This window comes from Streptomyces sp. NBC_00162, assembly GCF_024611995.1.
Classification (GTDB): Bacteria; Actinomycetota; Actinomycetes; order Streptomycetales; family Streptomycetaceae; genus Streptomyces.
This window is the reverse complement of sequence record NZ_CP102510.1, coordinates 14629-34337: the sequence shown is the minus strand read 5'-3', so window position 1 is coordinate 34337 and position 19709 is coordinate 14629. Positions and strand designations below refer to the sequence as shown.

The 19709-nt window shown below is 70.9% G+C and carries 20 protein-coding genes; 7 read left to right on the top strand and 13 right to left on the bottom strand.

The window, feature by feature from the left end; genetic code table 11:
* The first annotated feature begins 258 nt into the window (after positions 1-258).
* Positions 259-2013: an acyl-CoA dehydrogenase gene (locus JIW86_RS40210; RefSeq protein WP_257559676.1), complete on the top strand. Its 1755-nt coding sequence runs from the start codon at positions 259-261 to the stop codon at positions 2011-2013.
* A 141-nt stretch (positions 2014-2154) separates the two neighbouring features.
* Here JIW86_RS40210 and JIW86_RS40205 read toward each other — a convergent pair whose 3' ends face one another.
* The 4 genes from JIW86_RS40205 to JIW86_RS40190 form a co-directional block, all read right to left on the bottom strand.
* Positions 2155-2544, bottom strand: coding sequence for a DUF6009 family protein (locus JIW86_RS40205; RefSeq protein WP_257559675.1), 390 nt, complete (start codon positions 2542-2544; stop codon positions 2155-2157).
* Positions 2541-4082, bottom strand: a complete 1542-nt coding sequence (locus JIW86_RS40200; protein ID WP_257559674.1) for a DNA primase family protein — start codon at positions 4080-4082, stop codon at positions 2541-2543. The genes JIW86_RS40205 and JIW86_RS40200 overlap by 4 nt, the downstream gene beginning before the upstream one ends.
* Entirely contained in the window at positions 4079-5197 is a 1119-nt protein-coding gene (locus JIW86_RS40195; RefSeq protein WP_416237710.1) for a bifunctional DNA primase/polymerase, read from the bottom strand. Before JIW86_RS40195 ends, JIW86_RS40200 begins: the two co-directional genes overlap by 4 nt.
* A gap of 507 nt (positions 5198-5704) precedes the next feature.
* Positions 5705-7060: an AMP-binding protein gene (locus JIW86_RS40190; RefSeq protein ID WP_257559877.1), complete on the bottom strand. Its 1356-nt coding sequence runs from the start codon at positions 7058-7060 to the stop codon at positions 5705-5707.
* A gap of 205 nt (positions 7061-7265) precedes the next feature.
* Between JIW86_RS40190 and JIW86_RS40185 the strand changes: the two genes are divergently transcribed.
* Complete coding sequence (locus tag JIW86_RS40185; protein ID WP_257559876.1) at positions 7266-7754, top strand: DUF1772 domain-containing protein; 489 nt, start codon at positions 7266-7268, stop codon at positions 7752-7754.
* Positions 7755-7762: 8 nt separating this feature from the next.
* Here the strand turns inward: JIW86_RS40185 and JIW86_RS40180 are convergent, their stop codons facing one another.
* Positions 7763-8299: a DUF1772 domain-containing protein gene (locus tag JIW86_RS40180; protein ID WP_257559672.1), complete on the bottom strand. Its 537-nt coding sequence runs from the start codon at positions 8297-8299 to the stop codon at positions 7763-7765.
* A 94-nt stretch (positions 8300-8393) separates the two neighbouring features.
* On the opposite strand from JIW86_RS40180, the gene JIW86_RS40175 reads away from it, so the two are divergent.
* Positions 8394-8870 carry a GNAT family N-acetyltransferase gene (locus JIW86_RS40175; protein WP_257559671.1) on the top strand — a complete coding sequence of 159 codons (477 nt, stop codon included), beginning with the start codon at positions 8394-8396 and terminating at the stop codon, positions 8868-8870.
* Here JIW86_RS40175 and JIW86_RS40170 read toward each other — a convergent pair.
* The 5 genes from JIW86_RS40170 to JIW86_RS40150 form a co-directional block, all read right to left on the bottom strand.
* On the bottom strand, positions 8867-9868 hold the full coding sequence (locus JIW86_RS40170) for an AraC family transcriptional regulator (protein WP_257559670.1): 1002 nt from the start codon (positions 9866-9868) through the stop codon (positions 8867-8869). The two genes, JIW86_RS40175 and JIW86_RS40170, sit on opposite strands and share 4 nt — an antisense overlap.
* A 1-nt stretch (position 9869) precedes the next feature.
* Positions 9870-10721 carry an NAD(P)H-binding protein gene (locus tag JIW86_RS40165; protein WP_257559669.1) on the bottom strand — a complete coding sequence of 284 codons (852 nt, stop codon included), beginning with the start codon at positions 10719-10721 and terminating at the stop codon, positions 9870-9872.
* A 67-nt stretch (positions 10722-10788) separates the two neighbouring features.
* Entirely contained in the window at positions 10789-11004 is a 216-nt protein-coding gene (locus tag JIW86_RS40160; protein ID WP_257559668.1) for a DUF4287 domain-containing protein, read from the bottom strand.
* A 27-nt stretch (positions 11005-11031) separates the two neighbouring features.
* Positions 11032-11583: a dihydrofolate reductase family protein gene (locus JIW86_RS40155; RefSeq protein ID WP_257559667.1), complete on the bottom strand. Its 552-nt coding sequence runs from the start codon at positions 11581-11583 to the stop codon at positions 11032-11034.
* 152 nt (positions 11584-11735) lie between these two features.
* Complete coding sequence (locus JIW86_RS40150; RefSeq protein ID WP_257559666.1) at positions 11736-12308, bottom strand: TetR/AcrR family transcriptional regulator; 573 nt, start codon at positions 12306-12308, stop codon at positions 11736-11738.
* Between the two features lie 131 nt (positions 12309-12439).
* Here JIW86_RS40150 and JIW86_RS40145 point away from each other — a divergent pair, with 131 nt between their 5' ends.
* Together JIW86_RS40145 and JIW86_RS40140 are read left to right on the top strand one after the other, a co-directional pair.
* Positions 12440-14035, top strand: a complete 1596-nt coding sequence (locus JIW86_RS40145; RefSeq protein ID WP_257559665.1) for an MDR family MFS transporter — start codon at positions 12440-12442, stop codon at positions 14033-14035.
* A 141-nt stretch (positions 14036-14176) separates the two neighbouring features.
* The gene (locus tag JIW86_RS40140) at positions 14177-14728 is read left to right on the top strand and encodes a flavoprotein (RefSeq protein WP_257559664.1); all 552 of its coding nucleotides are present in this window, start codon (positions 14177-14179) and stop codon (positions 14726-14728) included.
* A 63-nt stretch (positions 14729-14791) separates the two neighbouring features.
* Here JIW86_RS40140 and JIW86_RS40135 read toward each other — a convergent pair whose 3' ends face one another.
* The 3 genes from JIW86_RS40135 to JIW86_RS40125 form a co-directional block, all read right to left on the bottom strand.
* Complete coding sequence (locus JIW86_RS40135) at positions 14792-15298, bottom strand: DinB family protein (RefSeq protein WP_215148099.1); 507 nt, start codon at positions 15296-15298, stop codon at positions 14792-14794.
* 10 nt (positions 15299-15308) lie between these two features.
* On the bottom strand, positions 15309-16478 hold the full coding sequence (locus JIW86_RS40130) for an epoxide hydrolase family protein (RefSeq protein ID WP_257559663.1): 1170 nt from the start codon (positions 16476-16478) through the stop codon (positions 15309-15311).
* A gap of 139 nt (positions 16479-16617) precedes the next feature.
* A complete protein-coding gene (locus JIW86_RS40125; RefSeq protein ID WP_257559662.1) occupies positions 16618-17382 on the bottom strand; it encodes a TetR/AcrR family transcriptional regulator in 765 nt (254 codons plus the stop codon).
* A 91-nt stretch (positions 17383-17473) separates the two neighbouring features.
* On the opposite strand from JIW86_RS40125, the gene JIW86_RS40120 reads away from it, so the two are divergent.
* Both JIW86_RS40120 and JIW86_RS40115 read left to right on the top strand, forming a co-directional pair.
* Positions 17474-18814, top strand: coding sequence for an FAD-dependent monooxygenase (locus JIW86_RS40120; RefSeq protein ID WP_257559661.1), 1341 nt, complete (start codon positions 17474-17476; stop codon positions 18812-18814).
* Positions 18815-19010: 196 nt separating this feature from the next.
* Positions 19011-19661 carry a ScbR family autoregulator-binding transcription factor gene (locus tag JIW86_RS40115; RefSeq protein WP_257559660.1) on the top strand — a complete coding sequence of 217 codons (651 nt, stop codon included), beginning with the start codon at positions 19011-19013 and terminating at the stop codon, positions 19659-19661.
* Positions 19662-19709 lie beyond the last annotated feature (48 nt).

The window sequence follows — 19709 nt, the reverse complement described above, 5'->3', positions numbered from 1 at the left end:
CTTCCGCGAACAAAACCAGGCCACCGGTTTTGCGGGCCCACTTGAAAACAAAACCGGTTAGTTCGTATCTTTGGCCCTGCGCAACCTGTACTTCGGTTCCTAACGGGGGATGGTCCGATGTCCGCACTGACGCATGAGTACGCAGAAACCCATCGACACAGCTGGGGTGGCGGGGCTGACCGCCGCACCGCCCAGATCAGCGTTCTGCCTGTTCAGCGGGGCTTGACCAAGCCCGGCCGCAGATCTGCCGCCCAGGAAATGACCCACCTCCTGTTCGACCGCGACGACCGCGAGCGGGTCCACGGGGGCTGGCGAGGGCTCCTCGCCGGCTTCTCCTACCTTCCCCATCTGACGCCGGGGGAGCGGACGGCGGTTTCCTACGACCGTCTGCGTCTGGTCAACAGCATGGTCGACGATCCGGCGGCGCTGGCGCACGACCCCCGTCTGCTGGCCGGGCTCCACGAGTGGGCCGGGTTCGTGGACGGGGGCCTGTGCACCCTGGCGAGCGTCCACTACAACCTCTTCATGGGGAGCCTGCTCGACCACGAGGTCTACGGACGGGACCTGTCCGCCTTCACGTCGATGCAGCGCGTCGGGACCTTCCTCTGCACCGAACTTGCACATGGCAACGATGTCGCCTCATTGCAGACCGTCGCCGTCTTCGACCGGGCGACCGGCGGCTTCATCCTGAACACGCCCAATCCTGATGCGCGCAAGTTCATGCCCAACACCAGTCTCACCGGCGGTCCGAAGAGCGCCGTGGTGGCGGCTCGGCTCCTGGTCGACGGCGAGGACCAGGGCATCTTCCTGTTCCTGACCCCGCTGAGCGACCACAACGGGCACCTGCCCGGGGTTACCGTCCGCCGGCTGCCTCACCGCACGGGAACGCCGGTCGACCACTGCCTCACGTCCTTCGACCACGTATGGCTGCCGCGTGAGGCCATGCTGGAGGCCGACCACGGCCGGCTGGACGAGGACGGCACGCTGACCAGTTCGCTGGGCAACCGGCGCAAGCGGTTCCTGCGCTCCGTCAACCGCGTCACCATGGGCAAGCTCTGCATGAGCGCCGGCACCTTGGGCATGGCACGGGCCGCGCTGACCATAGCGGTGCGCTATGCGCACCACCGGCACGTCGGCGGCCCGAAGAGCGGCCAGCGCATCCCGATAGTCAGCCACCGCAGCCACCACGGCCGGCTGCTGCACTCCCTCGCGAACGCCTACGCCATGACCTTCCTGCACCGGACGGTGATGGACCGCTTCGTCGCGCACGAGGAAGCGGAGCGCGAAGAGGTGGAGCGCCTGGTCGCCGTCGCCAAGGGCTGGATCACCTGGCACGCGCGGGAGATCACGACCGAGGCGCGCGAACGGTGCGGCGCGCAGGGCCTGTTCCCGGAGAACAGAATCTCCGACCTGCCCGGGAACATCGAGGGCGGGATCACCGCGGAGGGCGACAACCTGGTGATCTGGGTGAAGGCCGCCGCCGAGATGGTCTTCGGGCACCAGGTGGGCCCCATCAGCTCGGACACCCGGCCGGCCGCCGAACGCGACCTGACGGACCTGCGCTTCCTGCGCGACCTGCTCGCCTCCGTCGAACGGACCTGGCAGGAACGCGCCCGCACCGCACTGCGCGAGGGCCCCTCCGGGGACCCGGTCGGCCGCTGGAACGAGTCCTCCAGCGCCGCGCTGGAGATGGTCTCCGCCTATGCGGGCAGGCTGGCGGCCGACGCCTTCCTGGAGGCGGCGGGGCAGGCAACCGAGCCCGCGACCCGCAAGCTGCTGACGAACCTGTGCTGGCTGTTCCTGCTCCAGCAGCTGCGCCAGCACACCGGTGACCTGCTCGCGGAGGAGCGGCTGACCGTGGCGCACGTACTCGGGCTGCACCAGACGATCGACACCGTCCTCGCGGAGCTCGCCCCGCACATGATGACGCTCGTGGACGCCTTCGACCTGCCGGACGAGTACCTCGCCGAGGTCCCCATCGCCAACGTGGACTACCTCGACCACTACCGGTAGAGCGCGGCCTCCTGACCCGGCCGTCGCGAGTCGCGCCGCCGACTCGCCGCTCGCGGCGCACGAGTGCAGGGGAGGAAACGGGACGGCACCGTCGATTCGGCGAGCCCCCGGTCCCGCCGAGCGTGGCACCGTCCAGCCGGTCTACGGCAGCAGTCCCCGCAAAGCCGACGACATCGGGCCGCCTTCCGAGCGCTCGGTCTTGCGGCCCTTGCTGCCCGGGGCCAGGGTCCGGGCGTCCACGGCCTCCGCCGGCGCCCCCGTCGCGTACAGGCCGTCCGGGTCGGTGTCCCGGTCGTGCGGGAGCAGCCAGAACACCCGCCGCCGGAACGTGCCGGAGGAGCGGGAGGGCTTGGCGCCCGGTCCCAGCAGCGCGTACCCGACCATCCGCCCGTCACGGTGGTAGGCGGGCCTGCCGCGCCGGGTCGGCAGCCGGTCCAGGCTCTGCCGGACGTAGTCGAGCCCGCTGATGTCCTCGAGCCAGACGAGGTCCACTTCGTGGACGATCTCGTCTTCTGCGATGAGGGCGCTCATGCTGTCTCCTCGTCCGCGAGCAGGCCGATGCCCGGGTAGTACTTGCGCTGGTTGGACAGGATCATTTCCTTGGGCGAGGCCAGTCCCACCACCTCGCGGACCCGTGCCGCGAAGGCCCGGGAGGATATCGCCGGGGCGCCCTCATTGTGGCACCAGCTCCTGTAGGCCGCGTAGAGCGTGGCCTGTTCGGCCCGCAGCTCGGGCTCGAGCCGGCAGGTCTCCCCGAGGAAGCGCCCGGTGTGGTCCTCGGTCTCGGCGTACGCCGTGGTCGCGATGCGGACCCGCTCGGGGCCCGTGAGGTCCTTGTCGCCGCCCAGGTAGCGGCGGGCGCCCTCGATGAGCCAGTTGAGGATGCCGGGGCCCTCCTGGGTGACGAGGACGTCCGCCAGGTTGTCGATCTTGCGGTCGTCGGAGACGACCCTCTCGAACGGGATCAGCCGCATGCGCCGCCAGAACGCGAAGCCGCCCGTGCCCACTTCGGGGCGGTGGTTGCCCAGCAGCCACAGCTTGTGGGTCGGCTCGAAGCTGAAGAAGTCCTGCCGCATCCGGCGGGCCTTGATCCGGTCGCCGCCGGTGAGCAGCTTGACCCGGGCCTCGTCGAAGCGGTCGCCCGGCTTGACCTCGCTGCACACGATCACCCGCCGGCCGTGCAGTTCGGCGAGGTCGGTCGGATGGCCCTCGTACGGGCGGGCCATCAGGAACCCGGGCGGCGCCGCGTCCGCGTAGTCGCCGAGCAGCTTCATCAGGACGTCCAGCAGGACCGACTTGCCGTTCTTGCCCGACCCGAACAGGAACGGCATGACCTGGGCGCCGACGTCCCCGGTGACGGAGTAGCCGAGCAGCAGCTGCAGGAAGTCGATCATCTGCGCGCCCTCCGGCCCCTGGCCGAAGGTGTCGGTCAGGAAGCGGTTCCAGCGCGGCGTGGGCATCGGCTGAGGCGCCGCCGAGGTGGAGCGGGAGTGGAAGTCCAGCGCGGGGTCGGAGGGGCGGATGTGACCGGTACGCAGGTCCACGACGCCGGCGGGCGTGCACAGCGCGTACGGGTCGGCGTCCAGCCGCGCCGCGTTGAGCACCATGCCCGGGGCGGACTTCGCCTGCGCGAGCATGGCGTTCATCCCGCTGGTGCTGAGCGCGCGACGGCGGTGCTGCTGGAGCGCGGCCGGGGTGTACACGCCGCGGGGGTCGGTGGTGGCGATGGACTCCGCCAGGTCGCCCGCGGCCCACACCGCGGTGTCGTCCTCATCGATCTGCCAGCGGGTGCAGTCCCAGCGGAACCAGCCGATCCCGGGAACGTGCCGGTAGTCGTTGGAGTAGAGCTTGACGAACAGCTTGGCGTTGCCGCGGTCAGTGAGCGTGTCGGGCAGCAGTCCGTCCGCCGTCGCCTCGCCGTCGGAGCCCGAACCGCTGGACTGCACGCCGGACTCACCCGACTCCCGGGGCGCCGGAATGGGCTGCGCCGGAACGGGCTGCGCCAGGATCTGCGCCGCAACCGCCTGGACGTCGAAGCCGGACAGCACGCCCTCCTTGTCGAGACTCATCCGCGGCCTCCGAGGGACAGCGGGCGCGCCAGGCCCGCACTCAGCCCGCCGCGGATGATGGCCCCGCAGCGGCTCTCCTGCCCGGGCCGGGCCCGCTCGGCCGCTTCCCGCAGGGCCCGCGTGGCAGCGTCCTCGGTGAGGCGCCCGGCGGCGACCAGCCCGCCGGCCGTGTAGGCGGCGCGGTTCAACTTCTCGGAGAACGCCGCCCCTTCGGGTACGGCCGCGCACGCGGCGACCTCGGCGAGCACCCCCGCCAGGACCCGCTGTGCGACACCGTCGCCGCCACCGGCCGCGAGAACGGCCTGCCGGGCGCGGGGCGGCACGGGCCGGGGCCCGATGGCAGCAGCCGCGGTCTCGGGAACCAGGTGCCCGGTGCGCTCCAGCTCCCCGGCGAGCCAGTCCGGCAGCGGCGCGGGCTCGCGTACGGGCCCCAGGGCGCGGTAGACGCCCGCGCTGGTCACGGTCCCCGGGGCCACGATGTAGCCGCCGTGGGCGCGTACGTCCACCTGCCAGGCCAGGGCCCGGCCGCCGCCCGAACCGGTGGAGCACTGCCACCGCCGCCCGCCGCCGTGGTACCAGACGTGCAGCCCGCCCGACGGGGTGCGCACGCGCAGCGTCGACGCGTCGTCCGCCGGGCTGGTGACGCCGTGCAGAGCGGCGAGCACACCCAGGGTGTGAAAGCCGTTGGCCAGTCCCGTCAGGTCGATCCCGGCGGAGATGGCGATGCCGGGCAGCAGCCGGTCGCGGCCGGGCAGTTCCCGCCCGTGCGCGTCGACGTCGATGACGACGAGGTCCGCGGGACCGGTGGCCACGCCGACACCGAGCTCCGGCCGGGTGCCCCACCACTGCTCGACGCGGTCCGCGTCGAGCGTGGCCGCGTGGAACCCGTGGCACCAGCGGCCCGCCCGGAGGCAGTCGCACGCGGCGCGGTCGTGTCCCGGCGCGCGGCACGCGGCGCAGTTGCCCACGGGCGTCTTGCGGCCCGCGGCGAGGGGGTGAACCGGCCACCCCTGCCGGGCACACCACTTGGCAGTCGTCACTGGGAGCCCGGCGACCGGCGCAGTTCTCGTGCACTGCCCTGGGTCGCTGCGCGAATCCCGCAGCTCAGCTGCCATTCACATCCCCCATCAGCGACTGAAGCGACTCAAAGCCCAAAATCAGATTAGCGAAACCCCCGGGAGGCGAGGGGCATATGAGCCAGAACAGGTGTACGCCTCCACCCGGTCGGCCAGCGACCGGCCGACCCACCGCCCAGCGACCGGGTCTCGTTCGGTCGCTCGTCGGGCTGCTCACAGAACACCAGGTCACAGGCGTACGCAAGCAAGAACAGCGACTGAAGCGACTCAAGGTCCGTATATATGACGCACACACGCACGCACACGCACGCGCAGGAATGTCTTCATATACCGGGACCTTGAGTCGCTTCAGTCGCTGAAAGACGTGCACAACCCCTCTGACCTGGGGTTTCTTCCAATCGCTCGCAGCGACTGAAAGGGGCTTGAGTAGCTCGCGTCCGGTCGCTGCCCGCCCGTACCCACCTTCCGGGCCACCCCTAGCCCACCTGGGCCGAGCCTCGAGCGGAGACCGAGCCGCAGCGGCCGGCCCGCCCTCCTCAGCCCGCCTCAACCTTCCTGCGGGCCGAACTCCCCCGTCAGCAGCAGCTTCTTCTGCGGTTTGCCCATGGCGTTGCGCGGTACCGCCGCGACGAACCGCACCTCCCGCGGGCGCTTGTGCACGGACAGGTGCGCGGCCACGAACTCGGTGAGCTCCGCGCCCGTGACCCCCTCGGCGACGACGAAGGCGACGATGCGCTGGCCGAGGTCCGCGTCGGGTACGCCGACCACGGCCGCCTCGGTCACCTTGGGGTGGTCCAGCAGCGCGTTCTCGATCTCGCCCGCGCCGATCCGGTACCCGCCCGACTTGATCAGGTCGATGGAGGCCCGGCCCACGATCCGGTGCACGCCGTCCGCCTCGTCGACGGCCGCGATGTCGCCCGTACGGAACCAGCCGTCCTCGGTGTACGCGTCCGCGGTGGCCTCCGGGCGCCCCAGGTATCCGGCGAACAGCGTCGGCCCCGTGAGCTGGAGTTCCCCGATCTCGGCGCCCGGCTCGGCCGCGATCCGGGTCCGGATCCCGCGCAGCGGGGTGCCGACCGTACCGGGACGGACCTCCCCGCCCGCCCGGCCGCTGATGGTGATCAGCGTCTCGGTCATGCCGTAGCGCTCCACGGGCCGCAGCCCGGTCAGCCGCTCCAGGTCCCGGAAGACGGGCGCGGGCAGGGCCGCGCTGCCCGAGACCAGCAGCCGGGCCCCGGACAGCGCGGCAGCGGCTTCCGGCGCCCCGGCGATACGGGACCACACGGTCGGCACCCCGAAGTACAGGCTCCCGCCCGCCGCCGCGTAGGCCTCGGGCGTGGGCCGCCCGGTGTGGACGAGGCGGCTTCCGGTGCGCAGGGCGCCGAGCACGCCGAGCACGAGCCCGTGCACGTGGAACAGCGGCAGCCCGTGCACCAGGGTGTCCTCGGCACTCCACTGCCAGGCCTCGGCCAGCGCGTCCAGGTCGGCGGCGAGGGCCGCGCCGCTGAGCACCACGCCCTTGGGCGCGCCGGTGGTCCCGGAGGTGTAGAGGATCATCGCGGGATCCTCGGGCGCCGGAGCCTTCCCCGACCAGCCGGAGGAGCGCCGGGCGAAGTCCACGTCGACGACGACCGCCCCGGAGTCGCGCAGGATGTGCTCGCGCTCGGCGGGCCCGGCGTCGGGCGGCAGCGGGACGAGCGGCACCCCGGCCAGCAGTCCCCCGACCGCGGCGGCGACGGTCTCCAGCGAGGCCGTCGCCGTCACCGCGAACGCGGGGGCTCCGGCCACGTCTGCCGCGACCGCGCGGGCCGCGCCGAGCAGGTCCTCGTAGGAGGCGGAACGGCCGGCGACGGTCACGGCGTCCGGCCGGTCCCCGTACACCCCGTCGAGCGCGGTCAGCATGGTCGGCATGGTCGGCAACTCCCTTTCGCAGGTGGCCTGCACGGCCTGCACGCCGCGCCCAGCCTACGGGCGGCCGTGCCCCTATGATCGGCGGGACTTGACCGTTCGACGACCGCACGACGACCGCTCGACGACTGCTTCGACAACTGCTTCGACAACTGCTTCAACGACTGCTTCGACGACTGTGGGGGAGACCGGCGTGGAAATGGCACGGTTCGCGTCCTTGATCGCCGCGACGATCACGATGGGCCTGGTCAGCGGCCTGTTCTACGGGTTCTCGGTGGCCGTGATGCCGGGCCTGCGCCGCACCGACGACCGGGCCGTCATCGAGGTGATGCAGCGCATCAACGTGGCCATCCTCAACGGCTGGTTCCTGCTCGGCTACGTCGGCTCCCTCGTCTTCACCGGGCTGGCGCTCGCGCTGTCCCTCCCCGCCGACGGCCGCGAGGTACTGTCCCCAGTGATCGGCGCGTTCGTCTGCTGCGTCCTGGCGATGGGCATCACGGCCCGCGTGAACATCCCGCTGAACAACGCCCTGGAGCAGGCCGGCCCGGTCGACCGGATCGCCGACCCGGCCGCCGTCCGCCGCGCCTTCGAGCAGCCGTGGGTACGGGCCAACGTGTGGCGGACGGTGCTGTCCACGGCGGCGCTCGGCCTGCTGGCCTGGGCGCTGGTCCTGCACGGGCAGAACTAGCCCGCCCCCTAAGACTCCTCGGCGGGAGTGGCGCGCCCGTACAGGACCAGGGCGCGCGCGAGCGCGGTGAGGGCCGCCGTGCACAGCAGGGTGCGGACGATGTTCGTGGTGACCCAGGTGGTCTTGAACTTCTCCACGATCGAGAAGTCCCGCATGTCGGCGACGGCGCCCGCGTCGGCGAGCTCGTTGTTGAGCGGGATGTTCACCGCGAAGGTGAGCACGAGCACGACGAGGTAGGCCGCCGCGGCCGCCCCGACCCACAGCGCGGTGCCGCGCCGCCCCGCGCGGTACTCGACGACCGCCGAGGCCGCGGCCACCAGCAGGGCGAGCACGAAGGCGGTGCCGAAGAGCGGGTTGCCGTCGATGGCCTTGTTGAAGCCGCGCATGGCGGTGACGTACGTCTGCTCGTCGCCCGCCGCCAGGCCCGGCATCACCGAGACGTCGAAGGCGAAGAACAGCCCGGCCATCAGCCCCACCAGGATCGTCGAGACGACCATCAGTGCGGTGGCGAGCCGGGTGTTGCGGGATCTCTGACCGGTATTCATGCGGTTGCGTCCTTGTCTCAACGGTCGGAAGGATCGGAACGGTCTGAACGGTCTGAACGGTCTGTCTGCACGATCGAGGTTCTACGCTGAGGCCATGATCAGCACCCCAGCCCCCCGCTTGGAACCCGTGACCGCCGAAAATATCGACGCGGTGTGCGCGATACGGGTGCGCCCCGATCAGGCGCACCTCGTCTCTCCCGTGGTGAAGTCGCTGGCCGAGGCGTACGTCCACGGGGACGTCGCCTGGCCGCGGGCCATCGTCGACGGCGACGAGGTGGTCGGCTTCGTCATGGCCTTCCTCGACATCCAGTGGAACCCGGCCCGCGACCCCTCCGACCGACGCTCCGGCATCTGGCGCCTGAACATCTCCGCCGGCCACCAGGGCAAGGGCTACGGCAGCTTCGCGGTCGCCGCGGTCGTCGAGGAGGTCCGCCGCCGCGGCGCCGGTCGCGCGTACGTCACCTGGGACACCGGCGACGGCAGCCCCGAGCCCTTCTACCTGGGCCTGGGCTTCCGCCTCACCGGCGAACTCAGCGGCGACCAGCGCGTCGGCGAACTGCTCCTGAGCTAAGCGCTCTCCGCGAGGACCACAGTGCGCGGCGGCCCGCACACGGCCGCCGCCGCCGGGGCCGCCGCACCCGAACGGAACTCCTGCGGGCTGACGCCCCGTACCCGCTTGAAGGCCGTCGACAACGCGAACGCGCTGCCGTACCCGACCCGGCGGGCCACCGTCGCGACGGTGGCATCCGATTCGCGCAGCAGGTCCGCCGCCAACGCCAGTCGCCAGCCCGTCAGATAGGCGACCGGCGGCTCGCCCACCACGTCCGTGAACCGCCGGGCCAGTGAGGCCCGGGAGACCCCGGTCTTCAGGGCGAGCTCCTCCACCGTCCACCCATGCGCCGGGTTCTCGTGCAGCAGCCGCAGAGCCGGGCCCACCACCGGATCGCTCTGCGCCCGGTACCAGGCCGGGGCGCCCGAACCCGGGGCTGCGAGCCAGGCCCGCAGCACACCGATCAGCAGCAGGTCGAGCAGCCGGTCCAGGACGATCTCCTGGCCCGGCTCGTCCCGGGAGATCTCCGAGCCGAGCAGGTCGATCAGAGTGGCGTCCGCGGCCCCCGCCGGGCGGACGACGATGGTGGGCAGCGCCCCCAGCAGCCGGCGGCCGATCTCGCTCGGCGCCTGGTAGCTCCCGCTCAGCATCACCGCCGACCCCTCGTCCTGATGCCCCTCCCCCCAAGTACGGACGCCCAGCGCCATGGAGTCGCTGACGTCCTCGCCCGCCTGCGTGCTGCACCGCTGGTCCGGCCCCACCCTGATCTGCACCGGGGTCTCAGGGGAGTCGGCGACCGTGTACGGGGCCGGTCCCCGTACGACGGCCACGTCTCCGGGGCTGATCCACACACGCTCCCCCTCGTCGGGCAGCAGCCACGCCGAGCCGCGCACCATCGTCACCACCGACAGCGGGGCGCGGTCCTCGATGCGCATGGCCCACGGCGGGTTGAGGACGGACTTTTGGAGGAAGGCACCCCGGGCGTTGGGGCCTTCGAGGAGACCGGTCAGCGTGTCCATATCAGGACCGTACGTCCCAGACGCCGGTGGCCGCCGCTTCCCGGGCGAAATCGGCGAAGTCGCGGGGCGCGCGTCCCAGGACCTCCTCCACCCCGTGCACCAGGTGCGCGTTGCGCCCGTCCAGGATCAGGGTGAAGAGCTCGGCGAACTCCTCCGGCAGGCCGTTCTCGCGCAGCATCGCACGGTAGTCGTCGTCGGAGACCGGGACGTACGCGATCTCGCGGCCCGTCACCTTCGACAGCTCGGCGGCGACCTCGGAGAAGCTGAGCAGGCGCGGGCCCGACAGCTCGTACGTCCTGCCGATGTGCCGGTCGTCGGTCAGGGCGGCCACGACCACCTCGGCGATGTCGTCGGCGTCGACGAAGGCCTCGACGGCGTCCGCGGTCGGCAGGGCGATTTCGCCGGCCAGTACGGGCTCCAGGAAGAAGCTCTCGTCGAAGTTCTGGTTGAACCAGCTGGCCCGTACGACGGTCCAGTCGGCTCCGGAGGCCTTCAGGCTGTCCTCGGCGAGCTGCGCGGCCTCCTCGCCGCGCCCGGAGAGCAGCACCAGGCGCCGGGCCCCGGCGGCCACGGCCACCTCGGCGAACGCGCCGACCTGCTCGGCGGCGCCGGGGAAGCCGAGGTCGGGGTAGTAGGTCACGTACACCCGGTCCACGCCCTCCAGCGCTGCCGGCCATCCGGCGGGCTCGTTCCAGTCGAAGGCCGGGGTCCCGGCACGGGATCCGATCCGGACCGGACGCCCCTGGGCGATGAGCTTCTCGGCGACGCGCCGCCCGGTCTTGCCGGTGCCCCCGATGACGAGGGTGGTGTGCTGCGCGGCGCCCTGTGTGGGGTTGTTCTTCGTCTGCGTCATGAGAACAGTCAAGTCCAGCCACCCGAGACGGAACATAGCCGAAAAGCTCAGCTCCATACGCGAGCGTCTAACTGCGGGCACCGTCCTCGGAGAGCGTGTGCGCGACGAGGGCGTTGGCGTGTCCGTGGCCCAGACCGTGCTCGGTCTTGAGCCAGGAGACGAGCTCCATGTGCTTGGTCAGGGGCGAGGACCGGATGAGGTCCTGCCATTGCGCGATCGGGCGGCCGTACTTCTTCTCGATCGAAGGAAAGTAGCTGGCGGGGCCCTTCACCGGCTGGGTCATCTCGTCGTTTCCCGTCTGCTCAGAGGCTCAGAGGGCGGGGGCGTAGGCGTGCACCTGCGCGCCGCTGCTGAAGGTGGTGGTGCCGATCGGTCGCAGCGTGGTGATCGGGGAGTCCTCGCCGAAGAGCTTCCGGCCCTTGCCCTGCACGACCGGCAGGGTCCACAGGCGCAGCTCGTCGATGAGGCCGTGGGCGAGCAGGGTGTTGACGAGCTGTCCGCTGCCGTAGACCAGCAGGTCGCCGCCGTCCTCACGCTTGAGCTCGGCGACCTCGGCGGCGAGGTCGCCGGCCAGGAAGGTGGCGTTCCACTCGGGGGTGTCCAGGGTGCGGGTGGCGACGTACTTCGGCATCGCGTTCATCCGCTCGGTACCGGCGTCGGCGCCCTCGGCGCCCTCGGCGCGGGCGGTCCAGGCCGGCGCCATGCCCTCGTAGGTCACCCGGCCCAGGAGCAGCGCGTCGGCGGCGAGGAGCTGCTCGCCGGCGAACTTCTCCGCCTCCTCGTTCCAGAACGGCATCGACCAGCTCGGGTCCTCGAAGACGCCGTCGACCGAAATGAAGATGGAGGCGATGACCTTGCGCATGACAGTTCCCCTTAAATGTGCACGGCGTCCACGTCGGGCGCTCGTTCCCACAGTCACAGGAGTAGACCGGGGCCGCGCCCGAAACTCATCGCTCCCACCGGAGAAAGTCCGGATGATCTTCAGACGAGGTGGACCGGCGGGCCGTACTACGCCTAGTGGTGGGCCTGGGTGATGAGGTCGGTAGCGACTTCGAGGGCGGCGAGGCGGGTTTCTTCGGGGTCGCCTTCGACGTGCTGGAGGTACATCATCCCGGCGTGGAGGGTGAAGAGGGCGCTGACGCAGCGGACTTGGTCGGTGAGGGGGCCGTCCTGGGTGCGCAGGAGTTCGACGAGTTCGGCCATGTGGTTCTTCATGGTCTCGCCGATGCTCAGTTCGCGCATCGTCGCCTGGTTCTCCTGCATGAAGCGGAAGAGTGAGGCGCCGGCCCCCATCGACTCGCTGTAGCGGCGCAGCACTTCCCGCTTGGTGTCCAGGGTGGGGGGCTGCTGCTGGGCCCAGGTGATGAGTTCGTCGATGGGCCGGGTCAGGTCGTTGAAGACGCTGACGATGATGTCTTCCTTGGTCTTGAAGTGGTAGTAGAGCGCGGCTTTGGTGACGTCCAGGCGCTCCGCGATCTCGCGCAGCGAGGTCTTCTCGTAGCCCTGCTCGACGAACAGCTCCAGTGCGACGTCCTGGATGCGCTGACGTGTGTCCCCGCGCCGTCTCTGCGCAGTGCTGCTGGACATGGAATCTCCCTCGACTCACATACTTACTTGACGCCCGGCTAGTTACACGTCTACCTTAATAGGGAACTAGCCGGGCGGCAAGTAAGTGCAGCCTGGGAGGAAGTGCGTCAAGCAGGGTCAGGGGAGGGGACATGGTGGACACAGCCAATTCTGCCGGGACTTCGAAGGGCGTGCCCCCGGAGGGCAGCAAGCCGCGCAGTGTGGGGGTCGTCCTCGTGGCGGTCATGATTGCGATGCTGCTCGCCTCCCTCGACACGATGATCACCAGTACCGCGATCCCGACGATCGTCGGCGAGCTCGGCGGTCTGGAGCATCTGTCGTGGGTGGTCACCATCTACACCCTGGCCACCGTGGCCTCCACCCCCCTGTGGGGCAAGGCCGGCGACCTCTACGGACGCAAAGGCACCTTCCTCACCTCGGTCGTCATCTTCCTGATCGGCTCCGCGCTCTGCGGCGCGGCCCAGGACATGGGCCAGCTGATCGCCTTCCGCGCCATCCAGGGCCTGGGCGGCGGCGGTCTGCTGGTCGGCGCCATGGCGATCATCGGCAGCCTGATCCCGCCCCGCGAGGTCGGCAAGTACCAGGGCCTGATGGCCGCCGTCTCCGCCCTCTCCATGATCGGCGGCCCGCTGATCGGCGGCGCCATCACCGACCACCTGGGCTGGCGCTGGGCCTTCTATATCAACCTCCCGCTCGCCGCCGTGGCCCTCGCCATGGTGAGCGTGGTGCTGCACCTGCCGAAGAACACACAGGCGGCCCGCCCGAAGGTCGACTACCCCGGCGCGGCACTGCTGACCACCGCGATCACCTCCACCGTGCTCGTGACGACCTGGGGCGGCACCGAGTACGCCTGGGCCTCCGGCCAGATCATCGCCCTGATCACCGTCAGCGTCCTGTCGACCGCAGCGTTCCTCTACGTCGAGACCAAGGCCGCCGAGCCGATCCTGCCGCTGCACGTCTTCCGCAACCGCAACTTCAGTCTCATCGCCCTGATCGGCTTCCTCGTCGGCTTCGTGACCGTCGGCGGCGTCTTCTACCTCCCGCTGTTCCTCCAGACCGTCCAGGGTGCCTCCGCCACCAACTCGGGCCTGCTCCTGCTGCCCCTGCTGGGCTCGATGCTGACCGTCTCGATGATCACTGGCCGCATCACGAGCAACACCGGCAAATACAAGATCTTCCTGGTCGTCGGCGGAGCACTCGTGGTCGCCGGGCTCTTCCTCCTCGCCACCATGGACACCAGCACTCCCCGCCTCGTCTCCGGTCTCTACATGGCCGTCCTCGGCGCCGGCATCGGCTTCCTCATGCAGATCACCATGCTCGTCGCACAGAACAGCGTCGAGCTGAAGGACATGGGCGTCGCCTCCTCCACCACCGCCCTGGGCCGCACCCTCGGCGGCGCCTTCGGTGTCGCGCTGATGGGCACCCTGTTCACCACCCAGGTCACGGATGCCATGACCGACCGCCTCGGCCCGCAGGCCGGAGCTCTGAGCTCCGCTCAACTCGACGCGGCGAGCCTGGCCACACTCCCCGAAGCCGTCCGCGAGGCCTACCGGTACGCCGTCGCCGTCGGCACCCACTGGGCCTTCCTCATCTGCGCCGCCATCGCCGTACTCGGCTTCGCAGCCGCCCTGTTCATCAAGGAAGTCCCCCTCCGCGGCACCCCCACCCCCAACGAGAGCCAGGACAGCAAGACCGCCCCCGCCCAGCAGGAACCGGTCACCGCCTGAGCAACCAACCAACCGACCAAGACAACAGCCCGGCCCCGGTGGACGAACGGATCCACCGGGACCGGGCTCTTCCCGTTGCCGGGTGCGCTCAACGGCTACCTCAAGCATGGTCGAGGTCAAGCAATATGATCATATGGCGACATGACCACGAGGACTCTCTACCTGCTCTGCTCCGCGGCCCCGCCCGTCTTCGACGTGGCCCATGTGATCGAGGACGCCCAGGCCCGCGGCTGGGACGTCTGCCTGGGGCTCACCCCCACCGCGGCGCACTGGGTGGCCGGGAGCCTCGACGGGCTGGCCGCCCTGACCGGCCACCCGGTGCGCTGGCAGTACAAGCTGCCCGGGGAGGACGACGTATGGCCCCAGGCCGACGCCCTGCTCTTCGCCCCGGTCACCTTCAACTCGGTCAACGCCTGGGCCCTCGGCCTCACCGACCGGTTCGCCGTCGGCGTCGCCGCCGAAGCCATCGGCAAGGGCACCCCCGTCGTCGCCATGCCCTGCACGAACGCCGCCCTCGCCGCACACCCCCAGTTCGACCAGTCCCTCGCCGTCCTGCGCACCGCCGGAGTCGAACTCCTCTACGGCGAGACCGGCTTCACCCCCGGACCGGCCGGCCCGGACGCCCCGCCCCACTTCCCGTGGCAGGTCGCCCTGGACGCCGTGACCCGGGCCGGCGGCGCGCGCCAGGCCTGACACGCGGAGACCGGGGTACCGGGGAGCGGGGTACCGGGGAGCGGGGTACCGGGGAGCGGGTACCTACTCCCCCGTCACCCCGTCGATCGCCTCGCGCAGCAGATCCGCATGCCCGTTGTGCCGGGCGTACTCCTCGATCATGTGGGTCAGGATGTAGTGCAGCGAGTACGGCTGGTCGCCGAAGTACCCCGTCACGTCCAGGGATTCGGCGGCCTCCACGATCTTCCGCGACCGCTCACAGGTCTCTTCCCAGATCCTGAACGACTCCGCCGGATCCGCGTCCTCGACGTGGAACTCCGTCCACTCCCCCGCCTCGTTCTTCGGGAAGTAGCCGCGCACGTCCTCGCCGCCCAGGACGTTGCGGAACCACCCGCGCTCCACCTCCGCGAGGTGCCGTACCAGCCCCAGCAGGCTCAGCCCGGACGGGACCACCGCCTTCCGCCGCAACTGCTCGGCGCTCAGGCCCGCGCACTTCATCATCAGGGTGTCCCGCTGCCACTGCAGGACGCTGGTCAGGGTGGCCCGCTCGTCGCCGTCCAGAACGGGCCGAGTCCTCTGTTCGTCGATCATCGAGCGATCATCACATCTGCCGGAAGAAGGCGCGCACGTCCCCCACCAACAACTCCGGCACCTCCATGGCGGGGAAGTGCCCACCCCGTTCGTACGAGGTCCAGCGCACGATGTTGTCGGTCCGCGCGGCGACGTGCCGCAGCGGGATGAAGTTGTCCCGGGGGAAGTCGGCCAGGGCCGTCGGGGTCCGCGACACCTCGGGCGGCTGCCCGAAGTAGTCGGCGTGTGCCCGCTCGTAGTAGATCCGGGCGGCAGAGCCGGCCGTCCCGCTCAGCCAGTACAGCATCACGTTGGTCAGCATCTGGTCCCGGTCGATCGGGCTCCGGGGATCGCTCCACTCGGCGAACTTCTCGCCGATCCAGGCGAGCAGCCCCACAGGCGAATCGTTCAGCCCGTAGGCGAGGGTCTGCGGCCGGGTCGCCTGGATGTCGGCGTACCCCTGCCGCTCGCGCGCCCAGACCCGGTACCGCTCCCAGGACGCGAGGGTCCGCTCCCGCTCGTCCGGGCTCACCGCGGCCAGCTCCTCCGCGCCCGGCTCCTCGGTCGCCCCGCCGCCCGGCAGCAGGTTCAGATGCACCCCGACCACGTTCCCCGGCCGGATCCGCCCCAGCTCCCGCGAGATCGCGGCTCCCCAGTCGCCGCCCTGGACCCCGTACGCCTCGTACCCGAGCCGCTCCATCAGCACCCCGAAGGCCCGCGCGACCCGCTTGAACTCCCAGCCGGTCTCGGTCGTCGGCCCGGAGAGCCCGAAGCCGGGAATGCTCGGCAGCACGAGGTGGAAGGCATCGGCGGGATCCCCGCCGTGTGCCCGCGGATCGGTCAGCGGGCCGGCGACCCGCTGGAACTCGACGAACGACCCCGGCCAGCCGTGGGCCATCAGCAAGGGCGTGGCATCCGGCTCGGGCGAACGCAGATGCGCGAAGTGCACCCGGGCCCCGTCGATGACCGTGGTGAACTGCGGCCACGCGTTCAGCCGCGCCTCGGCCGCCCGCCAGTCGTACTCCCCGCGCCAGTACTCCACGAGCTCGCGCATCTCCCCGAGGGGAATCCCGTACGCCCACCCCACGCCGGGCAACTCATCGGGCCACCGCACCCGCCCCAGCCGCTCGCCGAGATCGTCCAACTCCGCCTGTGCCACATCGAGCCGAAAGCCCTGCAGCCCTTCCCCAAGATCGCTCATAAGCCCCCCATGCTAGGCCGCGCCCCCTCGCCCCCTTAACGCCGTTAACGACCCCCGACCGTTAACGGCGTTAACGGCGAGTCCCGCCGGGGCCTGAGGCCGACCCACCCCCTCAACGGCGTTAACGGCGTTAACGCCGTTAACGGTCGGCCCCACCCACCCGCCGCGCCACCAGCAACCCCAACCCGTCCAGGATCCGCTCCAGCCCGAACTCCAGCGCCTGGTCCTGCCCCCCGTGCTCCGCCACGGAGGCCAACGCGGCCCCCAGCGCCGGGAACTGCTCCCCGTGCGTCCGCATCAGCTCCCCCATCACCGCCACGAGCTGCGCATCAGGCCCCGCCGCCCCAGCCCCGGCCCCGCCCCCCGCAGCCCGCTCCTGCTCGGCAATCCCCCGCACATGCCCGGTCAGCAACACCACCGCATCCATGGCCTCGGCCCCGGTCAGCCCGCACCCGTCCAACGCGGCGAGCGCCCGCTCCATCCACCCCAGCTCCCGGGGCCCCATCACGCGCGCCCCGACCGTCGCCTCCAGCAGCCACGGATGCCCGCGGAACCCGGCGAGCAACTCCCGCGCCCACACCCGGAGCCGCCCCCGCCATCCCTCGGCCTCCGCCACCTCCGCCCAGGCGGCGTCGACCACCCCCGGATCCGGGATGGCGGACTCCACCATCAGCGACACCAGTTCGGCCTTCCCCGGTACGTAGCGGTACAACGCCATCTTCGTAACCGCCAGTTCTCCGGCCACCCGCTGCATCGATACGCCGCCCAGCCCCTCCGGGTCGGCGATGCCGACCCCCGCCCGGGCGATCCTCTCAAGCGTGAGTCCCCGCTTCGGCCCCCGCGCGGGCTTGGCCGGCGGTCCCCACAACAACCGCACGGCCGCGCCCCACTGCTCATCCGTCATCGGATCCCCTTGCGCTCGCACCAAAACTGCGTCTACCGTACACGGTATCGCTTCAGTGTCCGCCGGACACAGTTATCGCAACGGAGTTCCCATGGACCAGTACCCCGACCCCCACCCGGCCCCCCGTCCCAACCCGCACAGCCCGCGGCAGGCGCCCCGCACCGTCCTCATCTCCGGCGCGAGCATCGCCGGCCCCGCCCTCGCCCACTGGCTCGGCCGCCACGGTTTCCGCCCCACCGTCGTCGAACTCGCCCCCGCCCTCCGCCCCGGCGGCCAGGCCGTCGACTTCCGCGGCGAGACCCACCTCTCCGTCCTGCGCCGCATGGGCATCCTCGAAGACCTCCGCCGCCTCCAGACCGGCGGAAGCCCCATGACCTTCGTCGACGCCGAGGGCGAGCAGCTGCTCCACCTCCCCGCCGAGTTCGCGGGCGGGGAGATCGAAGTCCTGCGCGGCGACCTCTCCCGCGTCCTCCACGAGGCCTCCCTCCCCTTCACCGAGTACGTCTTCGGGGACTCCATCACCTCCCTCACCGAGACCCCCACCGGCGTGGACGTCACCTTCCGCAGCTCCCCGCCCCGCACCTTCGACCTCGTCATCGGCGCCGACGGCCTGCACTCCAACGTCCGCCGCCTCGCCTTCGGCCCGGAGGCCGACCACGTCACCCACCTCGGCTACTACGCCGCCACCTGGAGCCTCCCCAACGACCACCGCCTGGGCCTCCGCCCCGGCGCCGGCTCCGTCGGCCACAACGCCCCCGGCCGGCTGGCCAGCGTCGGCGCCGACCACACCGACCCCACCCGGGCCCGCGCCTTCTTCGTCTTCGCCTCCCCGGAGCTCCCGTACGACCGCCACGACGCCGAGGCCCAGAAGGCCCTCCTCCGCCAGGCGTTCACGGGCCTGCCCTGGCAGGTGGACCAGCTCCTGTCCTCCCTCACCACCGCCGACGACCTCTACTTCGACTCGATCAGCCGCGCCGACGTCCCCGCCTGGTCCAGCGGCCGGATCGCCCTCGTCGGCGACGCCGCCTGCGGCGCGACCATCGGCGGCATGGGTACCGGCACCGGCATCGTGGCCGCGTACGTCCTGGCGGGCGAGCTCTCCCGGTCGCCCGAGGACCACCGGGCCGCCTTCGCCCGCTACGAGTCCCTGCTCCGCACCTACGCCCAGGGCTGCCAGAAGAACGGTGACCGTACGGGCCCCTTCCTCGCCCCGGCGACCGGGCTCGGCCTGCGCCTGCGCAACGGCCTGCTCAGTCGGCGCCGCATCCTCGACTGGATGCTGAAGGCCGGGGCGGACGCGACGACCCTCCCCCTCCCCCACTACCCGACCTCCCTCGATGGCGCCGGAACCACAGAGCCTGACCGCCTGACCCTTAACGCCGTTAACGCCGTTAACGCCGTTAACGGCGAGCGGAGAGCTCGGCACCCTTAACGGCGTTAACGCCGTTAACGCCTCCATGCCCCTGCCACCCATCGAAAAGTTGCGCCACAAAACCTCTCACACTCCATCAAATCCCCCTCCCCTCCCCCTAAAAAGTACCTGTCGACTGGTTTTCTTTGCCGTTGCACGACTAGATTGACCCCCGTGGGATCCACTCCCACGCACCAACCGATCGGGAGACGCGTACGTGGCAAGGGCCAGGCAGGAACGGGCCGAGATCACCCGGCAGGCCATCCTGGACGGCGCGGCCGTCGCCTTCGACCGCTCCGGCTTCGACGGAACCAGCCTCAGCGACGTCGTCCGGCACGCCGGGGTCACCAAGGGCGCCCTGTACTTCCACTTCCAGTCCAAGGAAGCACTCGCCCGCACCCTGATGGACGAGCAGTTCCAGGTCGTCTCCCAGGACGTCCCCGCCATCGAGAACCCTGGGCTCCAGACGATCATCGACCTCACCCACCAGATGGCGTTCGGACTGCGCACCAACGTCCGCATCCGCGCCGGCATCCGCCTGGTGGTCGAGTTCGGCTCCTTCACCCGCCCCGAGCCCGCCCCGTACAACAACTGGATCGACACCTGCCACGACTGTCTGACACCGGCCCAGGAACGCGGCGACGTACTGCCGTCGCTCAATGTGTACGACGTCTCCACCTTCCTGGTCGGCTCGTTCACCGGCATCCAGGTCACCTCGCACGTCCGCACCGGCCGCGAGGACCTCCACGCCCGGGTCATCGACCTGTGGAACCTGCTTCTCCCCGGCATCGTGCCGGCGGACCGGATCCCCCAGTTCGACCCGTCGGGCTCGCCCGAGTGCCGGGCCGAACTCGCTCTGCCCGCCTGACGGCGTTTCCAGGGCGGCCTCGCACACGCCGTGGTGAACCACGGGGGT